19 protein-coding genes are annotated in these 22008 nt (G+C 68.9%); 6 read left to right on the forward strand and 13 right to left on the reverse strand.

All coding sequences use genetic code 11. The features are described from left to right. Positions 1-614: 614 nt before the first annotated feature. The 10 genes from ACH4S8_RS43580 to ACH4S8_RS43625 form a co-directional block, all read right to left on the reverse strand. The gene (locus ACH4S8_RS43580) at positions 615-947 is read right to left on the reverse strand and encodes a cation transporter (protein WP_398404631.1); all 333 of its coding nucleotides are present in this window, start codon (positions 945-947) and stop codon (positions 615-617) included. Positions 948-970: 23 nt separating this feature from the next. Next, complete coding sequence (locus tag ACH4S8_RS43585; RefSeq protein WP_398404636.1) at positions 971-1336, reverse strand: hypothetical protein; 366 nt, start codon at positions 1334-1336, stop codon at positions 971-973. Positions 1337-1408: 72 nt separating this feature from the next. Then, complete coding sequence (locus tag ACH4S8_RS43590) at positions 1409-3313, reverse strand: ArnT family glycosyltransferase (protein ID WP_398404638.1); 1905 nt, start codon at positions 3311-3313, stop codon at positions 1409-1411. Between the two features lie 41 nt (positions 3314-3354). Further along, complete coding sequence (locus ACH4S8_RS43595) at positions 3355-4416, reverse strand: NlpC/P60 family protein (RefSeq protein WP_398404640.1); 1062 nt, start codon at positions 4414-4416, stop codon at positions 3355-3357. A 44-nt stretch (positions 4417-4460) separates the two neighbouring features. Then, on the reverse strand, positions 4461-4943 hold the full coding sequence (locus tag ACH4S8_RS43600) for a poly-gamma-glutamate biosynthesis protein PgsC/CapC (protein WP_398404642.1): 483 nt from the start codon (positions 4941-4943) through the stop codon (positions 4461-4463). Continuing rightward, positions 4943-6406, reverse strand: a complete 1464-nt coding sequence (gene pgsB / locus ACH4S8_RS43605) for a poly-gamma-glutamate synthase PgsB (RefSeq protein ID WP_398404644.1) — start codon at positions 6404-6406, stop codon at positions 4943-4945. The genes ACH4S8_RS43600 and pgsB overlap by 1 nt, the downstream gene beginning before the upstream one ends. 15 nt (positions 6407-6421) lie before the next feature. Beyond that, positions 6422-8758 carry a HAMP domain-containing protein gene (locus tag ACH4S8_RS43610; protein ID WP_398404646.1) on the reverse strand — a complete coding sequence of 779 codons (2337 nt, stop codon included), beginning with the start codon at positions 8756-8758 and terminating at the stop codon, positions 6422-6424. Between the two features lie 153 nt (positions 8759-8911). Next, positions 8912-10216 (reverse strand): alpha/beta hydrolase family protein, encoded by a 1305-nt coding sequence (locus ACH4S8_RS43615; protein WP_398404648.1) that lies wholly within the window; start codon positions 10214-10216, stop codon positions 8912-8914. A gap of 915 nt (positions 10217-11131) precedes the next feature. After that, entirely contained in the window at positions 11132-11824 is a 693-nt protein-coding gene (locus tag ACH4S8_RS43620) for a hypothetical protein (RefSeq protein WP_398404650.1), read from the reverse strand. A 331-nt stretch (positions 11825-12155) separates the two neighbouring features. Further along, positions 12156-12815 (reverse strand): transporter substrate-binding protein, encoded by a 660-nt coding sequence (locus ACH4S8_RS43625; RefSeq protein ID WP_398404670.1) that lies wholly within the window; start codon positions 12813-12815, stop codon positions 12156-12158. Here ACH4S8_RS43625 and ACH4S8_RS43630 point away from each other — a divergent pair. From ACH4S8_RS43630 to ACH4S8_RS43640, 3 genes are all read left to right on the forward strand, one after another. Next, entirely contained in the window at positions 12767-13261 is a 495-nt protein-coding gene (locus tag ACH4S8_RS43630; RefSeq protein ID WP_398404652.1) for a cupin domain-containing protein, read from the forward strand. The genes ACH4S8_RS43625 and ACH4S8_RS43630 overlap by 49 nt on opposite strands. Before the next feature lie 161 nt (positions 13262-13422). Continuing rightward, positions 13423-14766, forward strand: coding sequence for an endonuclease/exonuclease/phosphatase family protein (locus tag ACH4S8_RS43635; protein ID WP_398404654.1), 1344 nt, complete (start codon positions 13423-13425; stop codon positions 14764-14766). Beyond that, the gene (locus ACH4S8_RS43640) at positions 14670-15314 is read left to right on the forward strand and encodes an RICIN domain-containing protein (protein WP_398404656.1); all 645 of its coding nucleotides are present in this window, start codon (positions 14670-14672) and stop codon (positions 15312-15314) included. Before ACH4S8_RS43635 ends, ACH4S8_RS43640 begins: the two co-directional genes overlap by 97 nt. A gap of 291 nt (positions 15315-15605) precedes the next feature. Here ACH4S8_RS43640 and ACH4S8_RS43645 read toward each other — a convergent pair whose 3' ends face one another. Both ACH4S8_RS43645 and ACH4S8_RS43650 read right to left on the reverse strand, forming a co-directional pair. After that, positions 15606-16553: a 2-hydroxyacid dehydrogenase gene (locus ACH4S8_RS43645; protein WP_398404658.1), complete on the reverse strand. Its 948-nt coding sequence runs from the start codon at positions 16551-16553 to the stop codon at positions 15606-15608. Then, entirely contained in the window at positions 16550-17710 is a 1161-nt protein-coding gene (locus ACH4S8_RS43650) for an aminotransferase class I/II-fold pyridoxal phosphate-dependent enzyme (protein WP_398404660.1), read from the reverse strand. Before ACH4S8_RS43650 ends, ACH4S8_RS43645 begins: the two co-directional genes overlap by 4 nt. Before the next feature lie 471 nt (positions 17711-18181). Between ACH4S8_RS43650 and ACH4S8_RS43655 the strand changes: the two genes are divergently transcribed. The 3 genes from ACH4S8_RS43655 (at position 18182) to ACH4S8_RS43665 (ending at position 20911) form a co-directional block, all read left to right on the forward strand. Further along, a complete protein-coding gene (locus ACH4S8_RS43655; protein WP_398404662.1) occupies positions 18182-19015 on the forward strand; it encodes a helix-turn-helix domain-containing protein in 834 nt (277 codons plus the stop codon). Positions 19016-19153: 138 nt separating this feature from the next. Further along, positions 19154-19654 (forward strand): GNAT family N-acetyltransferase, encoded by a 501-nt coding sequence (locus ACH4S8_RS43660; RefSeq protein ID WP_398404664.1) that lies wholly within the window; start codon positions 19154-19156, stop codon positions 19652-19654. Positions 19655-20218: 564 nt separating this feature from the next. After that, positions 20219-20911 (forward strand): VOC family protein, encoded by a 693-nt coding sequence (locus ACH4S8_RS43665; RefSeq protein WP_398404666.1) that lies wholly within the window; start codon positions 20219-20221, stop codon positions 20909-20911. Positions 20912-21140: 229 nt separating this feature from the next. Here the strand turns inward: ACH4S8_RS43665 and ACH4S8_RS43670 are convergent, their stop codons facing one another. Further along, the gene (locus tag ACH4S8_RS43670) at positions 21141-21584 is read right to left on the reverse strand and encodes a hypothetical protein (protein ID WP_398404668.1); all 444 of its coding nucleotides are present in this window, start codon (positions 21582-21584) and stop codon (positions 21141-21143) included. Positions 21585-22008: the final 424 nt, after the last annotated feature.

Consider the following 22008-nt stretch of genomic DNA (forward strand, 5'->3'; position numbering starts at 1 on the left):
GCGGAGGTGGCTTTAGCGGCCATGTCAGGCTCGGACATTATCCGAATCTGTTAAATATCAGACACGGTGGGGCGTAAGCCAACAAGGTGCTTGAACATTCGGCGCTCGACACGCAGTACGCGACGCTCGCCGACCCGGTACGACGGGCGATCCTCGTCACCCTTCGCAATGGGGGGCACGCGTCACGGACCTCGCCACGCCGTTCCCGATGACCTTCGCAGGGGTGTCCCGGCATATCGGCGTCCTGGAGAAGGTCGGCCTCCGACTCGACAGAAGCGCGGGCGCGAGCACCGGCTCCGCCCGACCCCGGGCGCACTCGACGACGCACAGGAGTGGAGGCTCGAGCAGACCGCGTTCCGGGCGACCCGGCTCGACGCCCTCACCACCCAGCTGTCCGAAAGGCGCAGCGGCAGATGAACGCAGCCCCACAGGCACGATCACCCGGCGGATCCCCGCCACCCCAGCCGAGGTATTCGCGGGGCAGCTCGCCCCCAACGGGCTGCGCAAGTGGATGTGCCCGCATCCCGCCCGTGGTGTCGCCCCCGCATTCTCCCGGCGCGGTTTGTCATGGTCGCCTCAGCAGCCACGGCACAGCGTGGACGAGACGACTGTGCTCAGTAGTCCCTGAAGAAGATCTCCATCACCTCGCGGACGGCGTAATACACCAGCACGTAGCCGACGGCAGGATCCGCCCACCACAGGCCGGCCAGGAAGTTCAGCAGGAGGCCGAACAGCACGGCGGCGGCCAGCAGAGCGTCGATCAGGGTGACCCGGCTTTCCGTCTTCAGCACCGGGTTGTCCAGCGCGGCACCGGTGCGGGCCTTACCGAAGGCCAGGGCGAACATCACCACTGCGGTCACCGCCGTCCACCCCATGCCCAGCGGCGAGTGATGCGGCCGGAAGCCCCTGACCAGCACCCACGTCGACTGCCCGAGCAGATACACCACCAGCAGCGCGAAGCCGACGCCGATCAGTCGCAGAGCACGACGCTGCCGGGCCTGACGGTGCCGGACAGCTCCCAGATCACCACCGCCGAGGCGCCGATCTCAATCAGGGAGTCCAGACCGAACCCGGCCAGTGCCACCGACTTCGCCGTAACCGCCGCGATGGCCAGCACCACGACGCCCACCACGTTCCAGCCCAAGGTCACGTACTCCAGCACGAAACCCCGGCGCAGCAGTACTCGGCGGGAAGACTCCTTCGCATCGCCCACCAGGTGAGTCTCCCAGCCGTCCCACAGCACCAGCAGCCGGGGCAGCGGCTTGGTGATCTTGTCGGGTCGTCCAGCACACCGGAGAATGGTCCGGTCGTGTCGGCATGCTTCGGGCGGCGGCACGAGCAGGGTTCCGTCCGCCGGGTTGCCGACGCTCAGCCGTTGACCGTGATCCCCGGATTCCCGAGGCGCCCCTCACGCCTTCGGGTTGCAGTCGTAGAGGGAGAGGGTTCCGCCGGTGCGGCGGCCGTAGGCGCTGGGGCGGACGCGGGTGCAGTGGGACTTCACCCAGGTGGTGGCGGCAGTGGTGGGGCGCTTCCTGGTGAGCAGCGCGTAGCGCAGCTGGTGGGTGGTGACCAGCGTGCCGAGCTGCCGGGCACTCGGGTAGGGGGTGAGGCCGGTGAAGCCGCCCATGACGAGCATGGGCTCGGACTTCGCGCGGAGCAGGGGCTCGGCGGCGTAGGCGGCCTGGGTGGCGAGCAGGTACTTCTCGCCGTGCCGGTGCGCGGTGACGTACCGGAGGATGGCGGTGTCACGGGCGCCCGGCTCGTCGAGCCCCACCCTGGGGACGGGTCGGTGGTTGCGGAGGGCGGCTTCGTACCCGAGGCCGACCGGGCCGGCCGTGGGCGAGGTGGAGGCGCCCGCGTACATCGGGTCGAGGCAGGCGAAGGACCAGCCGGCCGGGACGACCAGCGTGGCCGCGATCCCGGCGGCGAGGGCGCTGTGCACCAGGCGCGGGGAGGTGCGGGGCCCGCGGATCCACAGGCCCACCGCGCCGCATATCGCGAGCATCCCGGCGAGCGGCAGCAGCCAGGGCAGGAAGCGGGTGGGCCAGTCGAGCACCAGGGCCCAGAGCGTCGTCAGCGCGATGGCGGCCGGCAGCGCCACGCGCCGCTGACCACCCGTCTCGTACTCCGAGCGGAAGAGCTCGAGGCCGCCGCCGGCCAGCGCGGCGAGCGCCGGGGCGATGACGGCGGTGTAGTAGGCGTGGTTGCCGTTGGACACGCTGAACACCAGCGCGTGCACGGCCAGCCAGCCGCCCCAGAGCACGAATCCGGCGCGCTGCGGGTCGGTCCGCGGCTGCCCGGAGCGCCAGAGGATACCCAGGACGGCGGCGGCGATGGCCAGCGGCAGGAACCAGGCGACCTGGGGACCGACGTTGTGATTGATCAGCATGGTCAGGCCGGTGTTGCCGTGCGTGCGGCTGGCGGCGGTTCCCGCGACGGCGCCGAAGGCCGTGGGGTCGCTGCTGAAGCGGCTCAGGCCGTTGTAGCCGAAGACCATGGCGAACGCGCTGTTGTTGGACGTTCCGTCGAGGTAGGGGCGGTCGGCGGCGGGTGTGGCCCAGGCGAGCAGCACCCAGGAACACGAGACCGCCAGGGCGACCGCGCCGGCCGCCAGTGACCGCAGGGCCCTGTTCAACGGAGTTCCGGGCGCCACGAGTTGATAGACCAGGGCGAAGACCGGCAGCACCAGCCACGCCTGGAGCATCTTGGCCTGGAAGGCGAGCCCGACCCAGACCCCGCAGGTGATCAGCGGTAGCAGCCGCTCGGTGCGCACGGCTTTCTGCAGTGCTCCGGCGGCCGTCACCAGCAGCAGAGTGAGCGCGGTGTCCGGGATGGTGGCCCGGGTGAGGACGACGGTGACCGGGGTGAGCGTGAGGACCAGCGCGGCGACCAGGGCGGCGAACGGCCCGGCCCAGGCCCGTACGATCCGGTGCAGCAGCCACACGGTGAGCACGCCCTCGACGACCTGGGGCAGCGCGGCCGCCCAGGTGTGCGGGCCAAAGAGCCAGACAGAGACGGCCTCGGGCCAGAAAGCGCCGGGGAGCTTGTCGATGGTGATCGAACCGCTGGTGTCGAGTCCGCCGTAGAAGAAGGCGCGCCAGCTGCCGGCCATCGACCGTGTCGCCGCGCCGTAGAAGGGGTGGAGCGCGGCGTGCCCGATGCCCCAGGAGTACAGCCCCAGGGCCGTGACCAGCACCGCGGCAAGCGCTGGGCGCTCCCAGCGCTGGAGGGCTTCCGGTGGGTTGGAGCGAGGGGTGTTCGCCCGTCGGCTTCGACGCGCGCTGGTCGACTGGGCGGCGGGGATGGTGGCCATGACAGTGGTCCTCGGATCAGCGGACGGGTGCGGCGGCGGGTTCACAGGCGGCGGGCCGCCCTGAACCCGCGGGCGTAGAAGTCGGTGCCGTCCAGCAGCGAGTGGCCCGACAGGTCGCCCAGGGTCGGGCCGTTGGCGGCGGAGCGACTGGAGTAGAAGCGGTGCCGGCCCTGGTCGTCGAGGCCCATGTACATGCCGCAGTGGTCGATGAAGTTCGGCCGGTTCTTGATGATGGCGAAGAAGACCAGGTCCCCGGGCTGCAGAACGTCGAGTTCGGTGGGCTGGGTGTTGGTGTGGGGAATGACCATGCGGCCGGGTCCGTAGGCGGCGATGGCGAAGGCCCGGCGCGGCAGGCCGGCGCCCTTGGTGTTGGTGTTGTGCAGGGGCAGGCCCATGCGGTAGCCCCACACCAGGCGCTGGAAGCCGGAGCAGTCGACGTCGCCGTAGCGGGCCTGTTCCGGCTGCGCGCGCGTGCCGTCCGAGAAGGTCCAGGGGATGCCCAGGTAGTCGTAGAAGTCGGACTGCTCGTCGTGGTAGGCGAAGTCCAGGGGGCTGTTGACTTCCTGGTTGCGCGGGCCGAAGTGGGCGGTGCCCGCGTAGCGCACGCCGGCGCTGTTGTGCTTGTCGGGGGCGCCGGCGCTGCTGTACTCGAACGCCGCCGCGAAGACGTCCGGTCCCTTGTCGGCGAGCGTCTTGGTGAACCAGCCCTTGAACCAGGCGGACTTCTCCATGCCCTGCTGCCACGCGTGCGGCAGCACCCGCACCCAGGCGTTCGTGGTCACGGTGGCGTCGGTGGTCCGCGGCTCGCTGAAGGTGCGGCTGGGCCCGGCGAGTACGGCGGTACGGGCACCGTCGGTGAAGGTGGCGAGCGTGTCGCCGTCGGCGCCGCGGACGACGGTGCGGCCGGGGTCGGACAGTCGCTCGAAGGTACGGCTCCCGGGCCGGTCGCTCACGCCGCCGCCGTCACTGCCGTTGCCGCTGCCGTGTCCGTGGCGGTTCCAGGCGTAAGCGCCTGCCGCCCCAGCGGTCGCCACGCCCGCGACCGTCCCGAGCACGGCGCGGCGGGTCGGGCGGTTGCGCCTGCCGACGGGTTCAGAGTGCATGGCCGGTGCTCCTTGAGAGTGTGGGGTGCAGGGCGGTGGACGGGTCAGGCGGCGGGCAGGGCGCCGAGCAGCAGTCCGACGACCAGGACCACGTAGGTGGCCAGCGTCACCGCCGTGGTCGAGATGAGCGTGGCCCCCAGCGGCTGGCGGACCATTTGGTAGGACACCAGGCCGGGGACGATGAAGCCGAGCGTCTGGGACGTGTAGAGCAGCGGGTACTCGTGACTGAGGGCGAGCATCACGGTGGTCTGCATGAGCACCGCGCACAGCACCACGGCGGCGAACAGCCGCTTGCCGTAGAGGATCACCGTGCGCTGCAGCAGCCTGGTCATGAAGTAGGTCAGCGCCGAGACTCCGACCATGAGCGCCGCCAGCTTGACGTCGGTGATGAGCGTGAGGGCGATCCAGCCCGGGGTGATCATTCCCCCTGGCGAGAGGTTGGTGGTCAGGTAGCAGACGAGCGAGAAGACCAGCCCGAGGGCGATCCCGAGCGCGGCTGTCTGTGCGGTGAGATTGGCGGGGATCACTAACGGTTCCTCGGGGACTGGTGCGGATCGTAGGAGTGGTACTGGTCGTCTTCGGTTCGCTCGGCGTCGGACCGGTCATTGCGGGCGGCGAACCGGCGGGCGAGTTCGCGCTGCCCCGGGATGTGGAGTGCGTACGTCGGTGTCTCCAGCGGTGCCACCCAGCTGTACGGCTCGGGGGTGGGAGGCCGGGACAGTGCCATCTGCTGGCGGGGAATCGCGATCTGCATCGTCTCCTGGTCCAGGCCGTCGCCCGCGGGCACGGCGGCGAGCTCGTCCTCGGACTCGTCCAGCGGCAGTTCGGCGAGGCATTCCAGGAACAGTTCGCCCTGACCGTGGATGTTGCCGATCGCGACCAGCGAGGAGGCGGGGCCGAGTTCCGCGAGGATCGCCGCGGTCAGCTCCTCGGGGTCGCGGCGGTCCCCGCCCAGATCCACCACCCGTCCGGTGAAGCCGGCCGGAATGGCGTCACGTGCGCTCTTGGTCGGATGGCCGATCAGGAAGACGGTCTCCGGAGCGAGGTCGGGGATGATCGTGCCCATCTGGCCGTTGCGCTCCACCCGGTCCGGACGGCAGTTGATGATCACGTTGAGCGGCTGCCGGATCGCGCCCAGATCCTGCAGCTGCTTGACGTTCATCAGCGTCGACTCGGGGTCGTTGGCGGCGAAGATGTTGGCGAAGCGGAGCCGCTTGCCCTCGGGCGTGATGTAGCGCTCCACGGACAGCACACCCGGGTCGGGGGGTGCGTCCCACATGCCCTGCAACGCCGTCTGCCGCTCCACACCGAGCAGTTCCGCGACCGCGAGCGCGATCGCCACGTTCTCCTTGAAGGTGAACCAGCTGAAGCCGCGCAGTTCGGCGTCGCTCACCGACTCCGGATCGACGGAGACCAGGCGGCAGTTCCGCTTGTCGGCCTCCTCCTGGAGGATGTGCAGACGGTCCTTCTCCGCCGTCACGCACACCCCGCCGACCGGCATCGAGCGGGAGAGCGAGCGGGCCACGTCGTCCAACGTCGGCCCCATCTCCTCCAGGTGGTCCTCACGAACGTTGCACAGGACGCCGATGGTGGAGCGGATCAGCTTCTCCTGGTTGATCTCCTGCAGCGCGGGCATCACCGCCATGCACTCGATCACCAGCGCGTGCGGTCGGTAGGTCGCCGCCCGCCGGACGATGCCGATCTGCTCGACGATGTTGGACAGCCCGAACTTGCGGTAGATCGGCTCCTCGGTGGCGTCCGGGTGGATGAACCGGGCCGCGGTACCGGTGGTCTTGGCCACCGTGACCAGGCCGCCGCCGCGCAGCGCGCCCGCGCACAGCCGGGTGATCGAGCTCTTGCCGCGGATGCCGTTGACCAGCACCCGCGTCGGTATCTGGTTCAGCGAGTCGAAGTGCCGCCTCTGCTCCACGATTCCGGCGACCCACAGCGCGGCGCAGCACAGCAGGACTATGACATATAGGAAGAGCACGCTGAATCCTTTCTCCTACTGCTGCAATGTATTCTCGCGCCACGACCCGAAGGGGTCGTCGGCCGGTTCGGATCTGGCTGCCCGGCTGCGGTCCGCGAGGGCCTGGCGTATCAGCTCCAGGCTGCGGGTGACCGAGCCGATCTCGTCGTGGTTGACCGGGTGCAGCACGGTACGGCGGTCTCCACCCGCGAGCTTCTCGATGAGCGCGGCGACCGCTCGCAGCGGCCGGATCACCACGACGTGCAGCCAGCCCAGGCAGGCCGCACCGAACGCGAGAGCCAGGATTCCGACGAGCATCGTGCGCTGCTGGGCCTGTGTCGCCGGGAGCCGGAGCGCCGCCGCGGGCTCCGCGGTCACCACGCGCCAACCGAGGTGTGCTGTCGGGCCGTTCTGCGCCAGCGGCGCGGCGGCGTCGACCGAGGGGCCGGTGGACGTGGAGAGCACCTTCGAAGTGGCGGTGCCCACGGTGCCAGGGGCACTCTGGGCGGCGCGCGCGAGGCGGGTCAGGCCGGCCTCGGGCAGGTCCTGGAAGGCGCGGTACCCCTCGCTCGCCGCCAGCACCTTGCAGTCGGCGTCCGTCACCCAGACGGTGCCCAAGTTGGGCCTGGCCAGTGTGGAGTTGAGCGTCGTCACATCGATCTCGCCGAAGAGGACCACTCCGTCCGCCGCGGCCTGGCCCTTGACCGGCCGGACCTGCGCGTAGGAGGCGATGGCGGGTATCCGGCCCGAGGTGTTGACGGTGGTGACCCCGCCGCCGTGCGGCACGTGGACGAGGGTGCGCAGCGGGGTGTCCCCGACCCGCAGGGTGATGGCGCCGGAGCGGTCCAGGAGGTAGAGCGAGCGGTACTGCCCGTGCTTGGACAGGGCGTGTCGCAGCTCCTCGGTCTGGGCGGCCCGGCTCTTGCCCGGCAGGCTCGCGGCCACGTCGTTCAGCTCGACGTACGACTGGTCGAGCGACTGCCGGACACGGTTCGCGGCGAGCTCGGCGCGCGCCTGCTGGTTGGCGATCACCGGCGCCGGAACCGAGCCCGCGTCCGCCCGGTTCAGCACGAAGATCATCGGCAGCGCCCAGCAGGCCACCAGCACCAGGCCGAACGCGGCCAGCGCCCGGTAGCCGGGTCCTCGGCGGGCCGGGAACTCCTGCGGGCCGCTCTCCCCCAGCAGTTGTTGCCGCAGCGACTCCAACGCCTTTCCGATCCGGGCGAGTTCTCCGATGCCGTGAACCGGGACGGGCCGGTCCAGCTCGGCCTCCTCGGCCGAACCGTCCTCCGTCACGCCCCGGGCCAGGCGGCCGGCGGACAGGTACAGCCGCAACAGCGGACGCTGCACGAGGAAGTTCAGCGCCAGCCCGAGCAGCAGCGCGATACCGGCGAGCGCCCCGGCGGCCTCGATCGCGAATCCCGAGTAGTCGGCGGCGGCGGTCGAGGCGGGCACGACACGGGAGGTGAGCACCACCAGGCCGAGATCGTCGGTGTCGCCCGGCCCGGTCGTCGAGGCGACCTGGGCCCAGCCGGCCACCGTGGGCCGGGAGCTCGTGGCGGCGCCCAGCAGACTTCCGGAGGCGTCGGAGTCTCGCCCCGACGCGCTCACCGCGCGGGACGCCGACCGTGGCAGACCGCTGTCGGCCGCGGTCGGTGACGCCGCGCCGTGGGACGCGGTGACGAGTGCCTTGCCGCTCGCGTCCAGCACCTTGGCGATGCGCCCGTCGCCGGACGTCGTGACGGTGGGGAGCGCCTCGGAGACCACCAGCAGCCACTGCCGCTCGGCCCCGGTCGGGACCTGGTTCTGGTCCTGGTTGGCGTCCACCTGCTGCGCGGGCAGCGTGACCCTGGCGAAGTACAGCAGCCGCGTCCCGCCCGAGGTCACCAGCCGGGGCGCGATCGTTCCCTGCTCCGACGCCTTCCTGGCGGCCTCGGCCTGGGCCAGCGCCACCGACGCGCCACCGGAGGCCAGCAGTTTGCCGGTGTGCGCGTCGAGCAGAGCGCTGCCGAGATCCGCCTTGTTCGCGGCAGTCAGCGACTTGAGCGCACTGGCGGGTGTCGAAGTGCTCGCCGCCGGGTAGGCGTCGGCCGTACGGCGCACCGTGCTCGCCTCGGCGTCGATCGCGGTACGCACCGACAGCGCGGTGTCCGAAGCGATCTGCTGCTCCGAGTTCAGCACGGCCACCGGCACACGCTCGGAATGGACGTCGCCGAGGCCGGCGACGGTCAGGGCGGCGACCACGAGAAGCAGCAGGAGGAGCAGGACGATCGGCGGGCGAACACCGCCCAGCAGCGGCATGTCGGCGCGGCGGCGGACTCGATGTCGGCGCGGCGCCCGGGACTCGGTGGGCAGGACAGCTTCCTTTCTCAACGGGCGCCTAGCGCAAAGGTTCGATGGATCGAACTGTCACTCTAGTGTCACGCGATCACATCACCATCACATATCCGTACCGCAGTCGTACGAATGGCGTGTTGCATGAAAGGGCGGACCCCGCACAGCGGAGCCCGCCCTGGGAACGCCCGGTCAGCGGACGAAGGAGATCTCCGGGTACTTCTGGGCGGGCCCGTCGAGCAGGGTGCTGTGCTTCTTGCGCAATTCCTGGTCGAAGAAGGCGGCGAGGTAGACGCGCTGGATCTGGATCGCGCGGTTCGGGTCGATCGTGCCGTACTGCTGCTGGAGCTGGCTCTTGGAGAGCCCGAGCAGACCGGCCTCCTGCTGCACCATCCACTCGTTGTCACTGAACGACAGGTGCGCCGCGCCGTGGAGCTGGATGTCGACCCGGTAGCCCTTGAGGTGCGACCACATGGTGCGCCACGAGCCGTCGGTGTTCCGGTTGTGGGTACCGGAACTGAACAGCATGAAGGGACGGTTCAGGTCCTTGCTCGGCGCCGTGCCGAAGAACTGTCCGTCCAGGTTCGCACCGGCGGCGATGCGCTTGTCGAGCTGCATGGAGGTGGCGACGGCCGCGCCGCCCAGCGACCAGCCGAACATGCCGATACGGGACATGTCGACGTTCTTCGTCAGACCGGTGGGGAGCGTGGCGTGACCGTAGTCGGGGTTGCCACCGGTGCTGAGCGTGCCGAGCTTGTCGATGACGAACTTCATGTCGGCCGCGCGCACCTTGAGCGTGTCCGAGGAGTGCGAGCCCGCCGGCATCGCATTGTGCTCGACCCGGTTCGCCGGGAACTGCACCTCGTTGGCGTCGTGGGTGTGATCGACGGTGACGACGAGGTAGCCGCGGCTGGCGAGGTCCTGGACGAGCGCGGTACCCATCGCACGGTCCGAGTGCAGCCCGGTCGAGTACAGCAGGACGGGCAGCTTGCCGAGCGAGGTGTCCACGGGGGCGAGGACGTGGCCCGCGGTCGCCGGCAGCGTCACCTGCTGCGAGTTCAGGCCGCGCGAGGCGAGGAAGGAAGCACCGGACAGCGAGGGCATCCACGGCGCCTGGTAGTGCCCGGAGGGAGAGGAGGTCGGGTACCAGAGCGAAACCATCAGCTCGCGATGCTGGCCGGGCACATACGGGTCCGTACGCGACTTGTCGACCAGGTGCAGGCCGACCATGCCCACGCTGTGGCTTCCGGTCGGCGCGGGGATGTTGAGCTTGAGCGGGGAGCCCGCGGTCCTCGGCGCGACGGTCGCGGCACGGAGGGCAGCCTTGTACTGGCCTGTCGCCACGTCGTTCTCGGGCGCCCAGGGCGCCTTCACGTCGGGCGAGGCCTTGCTGAGCGTGGGCCCGCCGTGCGGCGTCCCGGCGGCCATCGCCGGCGTCATCCCGGCACCCAAGGCGACTGCGATCGCACTGGCCGTGCTGACCGCTCTGGCGATCACTTTTTCACGATGACGCGGGCGGCGGTGCCTCATGGAACCCCTCGTTGGTCAGTGACCGCGGAACAAGCGATCGACTGCCGTACACCGTACCGTCGTTGCGGGGCCGACAGATCAGCGCACCCCGCTCGACGGTGCGAAGGGCGATTCCCGGCCGGTCCGCCCCCAATGCCGCCGACGCGAACGAGCCCGCGCTCTGCCACTGCGGGGTACCCCGACCGGCCGCAGATCAGCCAGGCCTCGTGGGGGCACGCCGAGTCTGTCGAAACCTGCACCTCGTACGCTTCTTCCTTCAACCAGGTGGCGACCGCCTCCACTTCCACTCGCGGCTTCGTCCCGGCACTGTGACACGTGCATGAGGCCCACGAACCGTGGACGTGTACTGCGGAACGTGGCCTGTCGCAGGGCTCGGAGAGAATCAGTTTGTTGCTTCCCGTGATTCGACTCGTCGGTGTCGACGCGGCACATTGATCGCTGCCACGATGTCCTGATGTCCTCCCCCGATCTTGCCGAACCGTGGCTGCGCGGTGTCGCGGCCAATCCGGCGGCACCCAGCGGGGTGCTGCTGCGTCTCCTGGCCACGCGAGCACGCGCTGCCTGGACGATCCTGTGCGAGGAGCGGGACCTTCCCGCCGACGTCGTCGAGGCAGTGCTGGCGCACCCGGAGCGGGCGGTCCGCCGCAGCTTCGCCCGCAACCGACACGCCACTGTCGGGCAGCGCGGCCGGCTCGTCGACGATCCTGACGCGCTGGTCCGTGCCGATCTGGCCTCCGGCCCCCGCCCCCGCTCGGAGAGGGTCGAGAAACTGCCAGATGATGTCCTGGAAGCCCTGCTGACCGCGGACGACAACGACCCGAGCCAATTGCTCCCACTGGCGTCCCCTGCAGAACGGCCGCCGGGGCTGCCGGGCCCCGACCGTCAGGCCCGGGTCGGTGCAGTCCCGCTGGGTGAGTCCTCGACACGTGTGCCCCGGGCCCGCCGGAGCACTCGCCCCAGCCCCGCCAGCGCGGTGACGGTTCCGGCTCCGACGGGAACAAGCGGCCAGTACGCGATGGTGTTCCCGAAAGCCGCGCACCCCATGAGCACGAAGCTCGCCGCCAGTGCGACGAGGAACCCCAACGCCCAGGGTCCGGCCCGCTCCTGCCGCACCAGCCGGACCCGGCCGTCGCGGCCTGTCAGGTACGCGGCGGCGGCCAGGGCGAGGGCGATCAGATAGCCCGTGATCAGCGGGTAGAGCACGAACAGCGCCAGGTCCCACCCCCCGGGGTGCCAGCCGCGCCACACGTCACGCCCGTCGATCTCCACGACCCGCCCGTGCCACAGGCCCGCCGGGACCCGCTGTCCCTCCTGGAGGTCGTTCACGGAATCGTCCGGGACGCCGTTCACCGTCTTGGTCTCGTCACCGATGCGCAGTTCGATCGTGTACGTGGTGGTGACGGTCCATTCGCCGCTGCCGCCGTCCTGGCCTCCGCCGTCTCTTCCACTCGTCGTGCGGGACGTCAGCTTCGTGATGGTGGCCTCGGTCGTGTGCAGCGTCCCGTCCGACTGTGCGTGTGCGACGCCCGTCTCCTCGTAGGTGCGCATGGCGAGCAGCAGGATCAGGGCAGCCATGACCAGACGGAACACCCAGTGCAGTACATGGCCGCGCATTGTTCTGGGCCGCCTCGTGCCCGGTCTCGTCCGCGACGTCGTGCCCCCGGTCTGCTCCTGCGTCATCGGGCTCCCCCGCCTTCCGGTCGGGAACGGACGAAAGCCGTCCCACCGGATCACACGCCGCACAGCCGACCATGGTTGCGGTCGGCCACCCGGCCTTGGCCGTGTCACCGGATGGCAGCTGCTCCAGGCCGTCGACCCGGTAGTAGGTAAGGGGCTCGGGGCCGACCGGTCCGCAGCTGCACGGCCCTTGCGTACGCCGGCGGCCTGTTGTCCGCAAGGCCGCTGGTCATGCGCGCGACGGCCTCTCATCCAAACGGTCCGGCAGGCCGAAGAGCGGAAACGGGCGGTCGGTGTCACGGAAAGCCGTGACACTGGTGATCCGTTCGTTGGAGAACTCGACGACCTGGAGTGCCCAGGGAAGGTGGCCGGTGCCGGCTGGGTGGGATCGGTATCGACCGAAGGCGGGCGAGCCGTTCACCACGGTCGGGACCAGACGCGAGCCGCGGCATTTGCCGATCCGGGCGGTCTTGCAGACGTGCTGGGTGGCGCCGTCCACGGTGACCTTGCCCTCGGGGGCGTCGAGTTGGATGCCGCCGGAGGCGGCCTTCGCCTTCGCCACGTCGAAGGACCTGGTTTTCTCGACCTTTTCCTTCCACAAGTGGACGGAGTTGCAGGCGGCCTCCATCGGGTCGGAGGTCGGCTTGTCCTTGCCGTACGCAGCCCGGCAGGCGGCCACGAACTTCGTGTTGGCCGCGCCCGTGGTGGTCTCGCAGTAGTGGCGACCGCCACGAAGTGGCGCAAGGTCCGTAACTCCACGCTGCAACGATACCCACGGGGTATCGGCGCCGCAGGACGGGTCTTGGACAGTCTTGGGGCGCCGGCGGTGAACTCGTGAGCATGACCGAAGAAGCCAAGACCGGCGAGCCGCAGACCCACCCCGCCCTATCGGTGGTGGGTCCCGGCGACGGCGAGACGATCGTCCTGGGCACCACGCACATGCGCGTCCTGGAGGACGGCAGCCACACCGGACACCGCCTCGCGATCACCGAGTCCGTCCTCGCACCCCACACCCAAGGACCCCCGCAACACCGCCACACCCGACACGACGAAGGCTTCTACATCCTCTCCGGCACCATCCGGTTCACCGCCGGAGACAAGGACCACGACGCCGGCCCAGGCACACTCGTCATAGTCCCGCCCGGTACCCCGCACACCTTCGCCAACCCGACCGACCAACCCGCCGTCATGCTCAGCACCTTCACCCCCGACCTGTACATCCAGTACTTCCGGGACCTCCAGGAGGCACTCGCCGACGGCCGACCCCTGACACCCCAAACCAACATCGACACGATGAGCCGCTACGCGACCGAACCCGCCACCGACCTCGACTGAAGCGACATGGCCAAGGCCGGTGGGCTGGCACCAGGCCGAAACCCCGTGCTCGCGGCGGGCGCATGGCGCGTGAGGGGCTCTTGACGCATGCCTGCCGAACTGAAGAGATCGTTCGTGCGGCTGTTCGCAGCCGTACACAGATCGCTCCGAAAGGGAGACCGATGCGATTACCGTTATTCCCGTCCCGCGCCAAGGCACGCTCCGGCCCACGCGGATCGCGGCTGACCGCCGTCCTCACCTCCGCGCTGCTGGCTGCCGGACTGCTGATCGGTGCCGCCCCTGGCCCGGGTGGCTACTCGGCGCGGGCGGACGACCGGCGGACGGACCCCTCGTCGAACGGCAGCCTGCCGTTCGCCACCTACAACATGCAGGGTTCCAACCACGGGCTGCGATGGAACGGCGAGGTCGGGCCGCTGACGATGCGACACCAGGTCGTCGCTCTCCAGGAGGTCGGCAACGGACCGCCTCCCGAGCCGCACCAGACCCTGGGCACCGGTGAGTCGATCCCCATCCCCGGTCCGTTCCCGGCCGGCCTGCCGAATCATGTGAGCCATACGCAGTGGGAGTACAACCACCACCGCCTTCACGTCTACTACCTGCAGACCGACCCGCGTCGCAACAGCACCACGGGACAGGACCGCTGGCAGGGCGGCCGGGTCAACCTGGCAGTGGTCACGCACACCCCCGCGGCCGAGGTCCGCGTCATCGAGAACCCGCTGTACGACCGCGACGAACCCCGCGACGAGTACCGCTACCGCCGCGTCCTCGGCGTACGGATCGGCAGCACCGTCTACTACGACGTCCACGCTCGCGGCGCGGACGTCCCCTACCTGCTCGCGGGGATCCGTGCGGCCGCCCGGCCCGGCGAGAACTGGGTCATGGTCGGCGACTTCAACCTCAGCATCCGCAACCGTACCGACCAGCAGGCCAGGGAACAGACCTTGCACCTGCATGCCGACGAGCAACTGGCGCGTCCCGACCGCGCCACTCACCAACAGGGCGGCGAACTCGACTACGCGATCACGCGTGGTACACCCCGGTTCAACGCGGACATTCCCGTGGCGCGCGGATCGGACCACTATCCCGTCCAGTTCGAACCGGCTCCCACTCCCGTTCCGGCCGCACCCGACGGCCCGGTCCACAACTTCACCTCGAGCCTCGAGAACGCCCGGACCGGGTTGGTCCTGGACGCCCAGGACAGGGCCTGGGGTGAGGTGACCACCACCCAGGAGCGTTACAACCTGCGTCAGCGGTTCCGTGTGGGCACCGTGCAGGCGCACTGGTACCGCTTCGCCGTCGGCGGCAGCCCCACGGCGAGGTCCGGCGCCCGAGGCGCTCTCGCCGACCGCGCCGCCGGGATGTGCCCCGGCCTCAACCCGTTCCTCCCGGTGGCCGTCATCGTGCTGTCGTGCGACTCCCCCTCGCACAGTGGCAACCCGACGACCTGGGGACACCCGGCGGCCCGCTGCGCTGGCACAACTCGGCCTATCCGGGCCTGTGCCTGACCGGTCTGGGCAACGAACAGCGTGTCCTGGCCCTGGCGTGCAACGACAGTGCCTCCCAGCAATGGTGGGACAATTCCCGCGGGGTGTCCGACCGTGCGTGGGAAGCCGGTGACCTGCGGGTCCGGCTACGCGCCTGGAACGGCCTCTACCTGGATCAGTTCGGGGAGCCCGGCCGTGACGGCACCCCGCTGACCACCCGTCCGCGCAACAACGTGTTCACCCAGCGCTGGGACATGGAATACGCCGGCCTGGGCGACAACATCGTCCGGCTGAAAGCGTTCGGCAGCGGCGGACAGTGCATCGACATCCTGGACACCCATCAGCCCCGGCCCGGCGAACGTTCCCTGCTGCACAGCTGCACGGACCGCGGTGCCAGGGACGACGGCACGGGGCACCGCTGGCAGGCGGAGATGTACGAGGACGGCTCCCTCCGCTTCCGCAACGAGGCCGCGCACCAGTGCCTGGTGCCGTCGGCGCGGGAGGCGGCCTACGTGACGATCGAGAACTGCAACGACGACGCCCGGCAGCGCTGGACGATCGTGCCGTAGCCGTGACGCCGTGACTGCGACCCCGCAGCGGCAGGACGAACCGGGCCTGGGCCGACGTACGGCAGTCGGCCCAGGCTTTGGTGCTGGTGAGGTGGCGTGCGGCGACGTCGGTGAGGAGTCGGGTGCCGGCGGCGGAGTCGTGGCCGCCGGCAGCGGCGACGGCGAGCAGGAGGCCGAGCCTGTCGGTGATGCCGTGCCGTTTGCGTCCGATGATCTTCTTGACCGGGTCCATGCCTTGGCTGGTCAGGGGGACGGTGGCGGAAGTACGCCCTCGGGCCCGGATCTCGTCCGTCATGGCGAGCTTTGTCCGTGGGGCGCGGTCAGTACGTTGGCCGGTCTGCCGGCGAGGTACGTGGTCAGGTTGTGGTGGATCTCGGCGAGGTTGGCGGTGCGGGCGGTGTCGGTGTACCAGGCGATGCCCGGGCTGAGCACGACATTGCCGAGTCCGCGCAGTACTTCGGCATCGTCGTCCACCAGGTCGTCCAGCGCGGCGCCCGCGAGCCGGCCGTCCACGAGCATGCGGGCGAGGGCCGACTGGTCGACGAGTGCGCCCCGGCAGGTGTTGACCAGGACAGCAGTGGGCCGCAGCATGGCCAGTCGTTCAGCCGTGAGGATGCGCCGGGTGGCGGGAGTCAGAGGAACGTGCAGCGACAGAACGTCACTGCGGTCCAACAGGTCCTCCAGGGGAACAACTGTGATGCCGGAGACGGCGGTACCGGTCCGGTTGGCGCCGATCGCCTGCATGCCGAAACCGGCGGCGATCCGGGCGACGGCGGTGGCGATGCGTCCTGTCCCCAGCACTCCCAGCGTCAGGCCGCTGAGTTGCCGGCCGAGGAAAGGCGGGTAGAGATGGCTCGCGCCCTTGCGGACCGCACGGTCCGCCGGCAGAAGCCGACGGCTGACCGCGAGCAACAAGGCGAACGTGTGCTCGGCCACGGCCTGGCAGGAGTAGTCGGGGCAGTGGGCCACGGTGATCCCGCGCTCCCGTGCCGCCGACAAGTCCACCGCGTCGAAGCTGCTGGTCACCAAGGTGAGGTAGCGCAGCCGGTCCACCTCGGCCAACAGCTCGGCGTCGAGGTGTGTCCACTCCACGATGGCGGCGTCGGCACCGTTGAGCCTATTGACGGCGGTCCGGCGGTCGGGCCGATCATGGAAGACCTCGAAGTCGCCCAGTTCGGCGAACCTTCGACGCCAGGCCCCGGGCAGGTACGTCGGCTCGTCCAGGTACACGATCCTCATGCCGCTCCTTCCCGGCGCGGCGATGAAGCAGCGACCAGTGCGGCTCCGGCCCTGGCACAGGCGGCGGCGAACAGGGCCGGATCGCGGGCGAGCGCGAAGCGCACGTACCGGGAACCGGTCGCCGTGTCGTCCCAGTGGAAGTGATCGCCAGGCAGGATCCCGACCCCCGCGTCCGCGAGGAGTCCCACCACGTCGAGAGCGCTGAGCGCGGGAGAGGAGATGCGCACCCACTCGACGCTGATCGTCGCGTTCGGCTCGACGGGCTCCAGCACAGTGCCTTGGAGCGCATGGCGCAGGGCCGCCCGGTTCTCGCGGACCGGTCGGCGCACGGTGGCTTCCAGACCTCGCTCGGCGGAGTCCTCCAGGTATCGGGTGATCAGGAGCAGGACGAACGGGCTGATGTTGAGCAGCAGATCATTGTGCAGCTCGTAGAGGGGGTCGAAGAGGTCCTCGCTGGTGGCCAGAATGCTGCACTTCATGTCGAGGGTCGGCCAGGTCTTCCCGGTGTCTTCGACACAGAGGTAGGAGACGCCGGAGTTGTCCAGTACCTCGTACTGGTCCCATCGCTCGCAGGCGGCGTGGAAGCGGAAGGTCCAGTCGATGACCAGGAGGGTGCCGGTCATGGCGCAGCGCTGTACGAGGCGGGCGAACTCGGGCTCGGTCGGCATGAATCCGGTGGGGTTGTTGGGCAGGGTGAGAAACAATGCGCCCGGTCCTCCCTCTCCGAGCAGTCGTTCCGGACCGGGCCCGGTGAGATCGGACTCCGCGACCGGGCGCAGCAGGGCCCCGCGTCGCCGCAGAATCCCGGGAAGGTTGTCGAAACAAGGCCGCAGCAGCCCGACCTCCTTCCCCCGAGCTCCGAGGAAGGCCGCGACCAGATCGATGGACTGGGACGCCGACTGACACAGCAGTGTCCGCCGTCGGCCCGCCGCGGCCGACTGACCGGCCAGCCCGTAGAAGCAACTCTGGAATTCCTTCTCGAGATCCCGCAGCGGCCGCCTCTCGCTCTCCGCGAAGACCGACGACAACTGGCGGACTATGAGTTGCTGCGCCGGGTCCTGGAACTGGTGAGCGTGACCGTCGGCCAGATTGAACTCACATTCGATTCCCAGATGCTCGTACTGAGTCAGATTCGGAAGGCTGACCGATGGCGTCACTTCGTTCTTCCCTTTCCGGATGCGACAGTTGTGCCGGGTGTGGCAATTCCGTCGTCTGGCTCTCGCTGCCGGCCAAGCGCAGCATGAGGTCATGCACGAGGAGCGCGGCCGTGAGGTATTGCCACAGTTCCGGCTGGACCAGCAGGGGAAGCGCTATGAGAAGTGTGCCGACGGCTACGACGAGTCGCCGCCGTAGATTCCGCGATCGCGGTGAGCGACCCCTGATACTGATCATTTCCCCCTCCACGGCTCATCGTGGTTTCACGGTACGAGTGGATCCCGCAGGTCATCAAATATCTTCTGTACCGCAGAGACGGCAGCAGCTAGTGTGAATAAGACGGAACCCCGTGGAAGCGGCAATCGTCTTGCGTTGAGGTAGCGACCATGACCCGTGAACCGCGACCCGTTGTCTTCGAAGCATCTCTGCGCAGCTTGCTGGACAGCCCGGCACTAGCCGGGAACAGGAAAAAGTTGGCCCGTGCGCTGGGCGTCAACGAGGCGACGATCTCCCACTACCTTCACCGTCGGATCAGACCGAGTTTCGACACCCTCGTCGGCATAGCCGCCTTCTTCAATGTCAGCCTGGACTACCTGGTGTTCGGGGAGCGGCCGCGACTCCAGGCTCCCGAGGACCCGGTCGGACTGCGGGCCCAGATCAGACGCGCCGTCGTCGAGTCGAGCGACCTCAGCGGCCGACATCTGGACATGTTCACCAGGATCAGCCGCCGACTCGAGGCGAAGATCGACGGTGTCGCCCGGGCCCTGGTCGAGGAGAAGGAGGACTGGGGGCCGGTGGGCTTCGTCACCGACGCGGAGGCGATCGGTCTCGAGGCGTGCATCACTCGAATGCGGATCATGACCCGGTTGTTCCAGTCGGACGTCCAGGACGGCGAACCGGGCGCGTTCTTCGAGGTGGTCTCCGCCAACCTTCTCTCCGGCCGCCCCTACCAGTACCTGCTGTACGGCGAGCACAACTCGTGGCTCCCCGCCGTCGAGTCGTTCCGAAACCTGGTGATCCGCAACAGCGTGCCCGTGGAACTTGCCCGCGAACTCCTGCAGTTCCGCACCGTCGAACAGGAACTGGTGAGCTCGGTGTGCATCCTGGATCTCGACTTGCCACTGGTCAGCCGCCAGGAGCCCATCCTCCTGGAACGTCACCGGGACAACATCTCACGCGAGGGGATCTGGGCGTACATGTCCATCGAACGGGCGGACGCTCAAGGAGGAGTGACGATCGAACCGCTGTACCTGGAGTCGACGCTGCGTCAATTCAACCGGGACTGGGCGGTCGCCCGCCCCATTTGAGCGGTGCGACAGTGCGGTGAACCGAGCCGGGTGCTCTATGCTTGCGCCTCAAACCGGACGCCGAGTTCAGTGCGCTCCTTATAGGACAAGTGAGTGGTCCGAGCGTCCGTAAGGATCTTTACGATGGGGTGTCTCCGGATGAACCAGCCAGCGGACCCGACCGCCGGAAACAGCGCACCGGCAGCCCAGCCATTCGTGCCCGAGGACTTCCAGGTGCCCGACGGATACGAGGGGGAGGCATTCCACTTGGTCCCGCTCCGCCCCGAACACAACGAACGCGACTACCACGCTTGGAGCACGAGCGTGGAACACATCCGGCGCACCCCCGGATTCGAGACGTACAACTGGCCCGTCTCGATGACGCTGGACGAGAACATGAATGATCTCGTCCAGCACACGGCCGACTTCCACGCCCGAACCGGATTCACCTATTCCGTGATGAATGACGAGGACGACGTCATCGGCTGCGTGTACATCTATCCCTCGAACCACCCCCTGCACGCGAACGTCCGCTCCTGGGTGCGCGAGGACCACGCCCAAATGGACACACTGCTGTACGACACCGTCGACAACTGGCTCCGCAAGGTCTGGCCCTTCGCCGACTTCAGCTACGCCCCACGCTTGAAGGAATACGCATAGTCGGCGAACCGCCTTTCCGGCATCTGCCGATGGCAGCACTCCTCGGGCTGGAAGAACCAGCCGGGCTCCGGCATGCGCCAAGCCCCTCTCCGAACATGGTGCGGTCCACGAGCATGGCCTGGCGCCCAGATGCCTCGTTGGACTGGGCATGATGGGAGCTGGGGCGCTTGGATTGATCGTGGCGGAGTACCGGGTCACCGGGTTGTCACCGAAGGTGATCGCCGAACTCGTCGCTGAGGTCCGGCCGTTGTAGGCACGAGCAGCGTCAGGCGCGCCTGACGGCCCGGCCGCGGCGACGGGCTGTGGGAGCGGGGGCGAAGCACAGGTTCGTCTTCGTCGACCGACTGCCGGCCACGTTGGTGAGTCTGCGCCATGGCACCACTCGTGACGTGCCGGCCCGCTCTCACACCAGCAGACCACCGCCCTCGGCAACGCTCGTCGAACGTGAACACCGACAACGCCACAGACCTCGACGCGCCACGGCCACCGTGCACGAGCTCGCTACGTCCTGTTTCAAATGTTCGACCGGCACTGCGCGGACGGTCGGGCTGCGAGGATGTCGTCATGGAGCAGACGCTGAGTCGGCAGGAAGCCTCAGACGCGGTCAGCGACGCAGGATGGCGCTTCCTACTGGGCACAATCCGAACGTCGGTCCCGGTCGGGTCACTGGCCGAGGGAGTCGAGATGGCGGCGAGCGCGGTGGCGGCGTGCGGTGACTCCGCCGATCAGCACCTTCGCGCCGATGTCCGACCTGGGCGGGTGGTACTCACTCTTCAGTCGCTGGACCATGCCGCGGTGACCACTCGCGATATTGCCCTCGCGCATCGGATCTCCGGTGTTGTGCTGGAGGCTGGGTCGCGGACGGAGCCTGAGATCGGTGCGGAAGCACCACGGTCGGTCCAACTCCTGGAGATCGCGATCGACGCACTCGACGCTGCGGCGATCCGGCCGTTCTGGAAGGCGGTGTTGGGTTACGCCGACGAGGCGGGAGCCGACGGTCCCACGGATCCGCTCGTTGACCCGGTCGGACAGGGCCCGGCGATCTGGTTCCAGCAGATGGACCAGGCGCGCCCGGAACGCAATCGCATCCACCTGGATATCTGCGTCCCGCACGACGAGGCATCCCGGCGGATCGATGCCGCGCTGGCCGCCGGCGGCCGACTGGTGTCCGCCACCCGAGCACCAGCCTTCTGGGTACTGGCCGACATCGAGGGCAACGAGGCCTGCGTGACCACCTGGCAGGGCCGAGACGGATAGAACGTGCTTTGAACGCGCCGGTTCCAAGCATTCATTGACGACTGCGACCGTCACGGTGGCCTCGTAACGGACGGCAAGTCCGTCGTATCGAGTCGCGACGGACCGGTGCCACTTGAGGCGATCGATCCCGTACGCGATGGCGTGGCGTTCGCGGCAGTCGGCCTTGTCGAACCTGGGCGGTCGGCCGCCGCGGATGCCGCATCTCTTGGTGCGCCCGCGAGCGCTTCCATCAGGTCGCCAAGGGTCCTGCCGCGGCTCGGTACCGCGTGGGCAATGCCGAGCGCACGGCCAGCACGCGCTCACGCCCCCACAGCACGATCCGACGGGGTTCCGGCTTGGGCGCCTTCACGGACGACGAACGACAGGGGTTGTGCGGAATCAGGCGATCGTCGACGGCAGCCGCCAGCATCGCGTTGAGGTTCGCGAAGATGACCCGCTGATAGGCGGGAGACAGTCCCCCGTCTTCGAGCTTCCGCAGCCACTCACGGATGTGGATCGACCGCAGCGAGTCGAGGGAACGGCTGCCCAGATGCGGCAGGACATGCAGGCGAATGCGCGTCTCGGTGCTCACGAACGTGCTGGGGTCCATCGTGAGGGAGGCCAACCACCGTTCGGCGTGCTGCCGCACGGTGAGGCGGCCGGCCCGCGGGTCGATGTACAGCCCGCGCGTCATGTCCGCCTCGACCCCGGACAGCCATTTCTCGGCGAGGCGCTTCTGCCCGTCGGGAAAGCTCTTGGACTTCTCGGTGCCATCGGGACCGACGTACCGGGCCCGGTAGCGCAGGCCGCTGCCGTGGCGGTCGCTCTTGACGCGGACGGTCTTGCCATCGGAGTCGGTCTCGGTCTTGAACCAGCAGTCTTAGATGTGGCCGGCCATGGGGGCTGATCCCTTCTCGGTAGCAGGACAGGGCGGGGCTCGATGGCCGCTGTGCGGCGGGTTTCGGGGTGTGCTGGGCCGGGACCGCTACTCGCTACGGGCTTGATCATCGGGGGTTTGGGCTGCTAGTGTGATGCGCCAGAAATCCTGATGCTTAGTTACTACCCTGTTGGCATGTCGCATCCCGGGCCTTCTGCTGTGGAGATCACACTGTCCAAGG

Origin of the sequence: Streptomyces sp. NPDC021080 (genome assembly GCF_044333225.1) — a bacterium.
Classification (GTDB): domain Bacteria; phylum Actinomycetota; class Actinomycetes; order Streptomycetales; family Streptomycetaceae; genus Streptomyces.

Bases quoted from the DNA above. Each gene is read 5' to 3' on its own strand.
- ACH4S8_RS43590 (WP_398404638.1), bottom strand. From the start codon at position 3,313: ATGGCCACCATCCCCGCCGCCCAGTCGACCAGCGCGCGTCGAAGCCGA.
- ACH4S8_RS43645 (WP_398404658.1), bottom strand. From the start codon at position 16,553: ATGAGGATCGTGTACCTGGACGAGCCGACGTACCTGCCCGGGGCCTGG.
- ACH4S8_RS43665 (WP_398404666.1), top strand. From the start codon at position 20,219: ATGGAGCAGACGCTGAGTCGGCAGGAAGCCTCAGACGCGGTCAGCGAC.
- ACH4S8_RS43595 (WP_398404640.1), bottom strand. From the start codon at position 4,416: ATGCACTCTGAACCCGTCGGCAGGCGCAACCGCCCGACCCGCCGCGCC.
- ACH4S8_RS43670 (WP_398404668.1), bottom strand. From the start codon at position 21,584: ATGACGCGCGGGCTGTACATCGACCCGCGGGCCGGCCGCCTCACCGTG.
- ACH4S8_RS43660 (WP_398404664.1), top strand. From the start codon at position 19,154: ATGAACCAGCCAGCGGACCCGACCGCCGGAAACAGCGCACCGGCAGCC.
- ACH4S8_RS43635 (WP_398404654.1), top strand. From the start codon at position 13,423: ATGCGATTACCGTTATTCCCGTCCCGCGCCAAGGCACGCTCCGGCCCA.
- ACH4S8_RS43630 (WP_398404652.1), top strand. From the start codon at position 12,767: ATGACCGAAGAAGCCAAGACCGGCGAGCCGCAGACCCACCCCGCCCTA.
- ACH4S8_RS43620 (WP_398404650.1), bottom strand. From the start codon at position 11,824: ATGGCTGCCCTGATCCTGCTGCTCGCCATGCGCACCTACGAGGAGACG.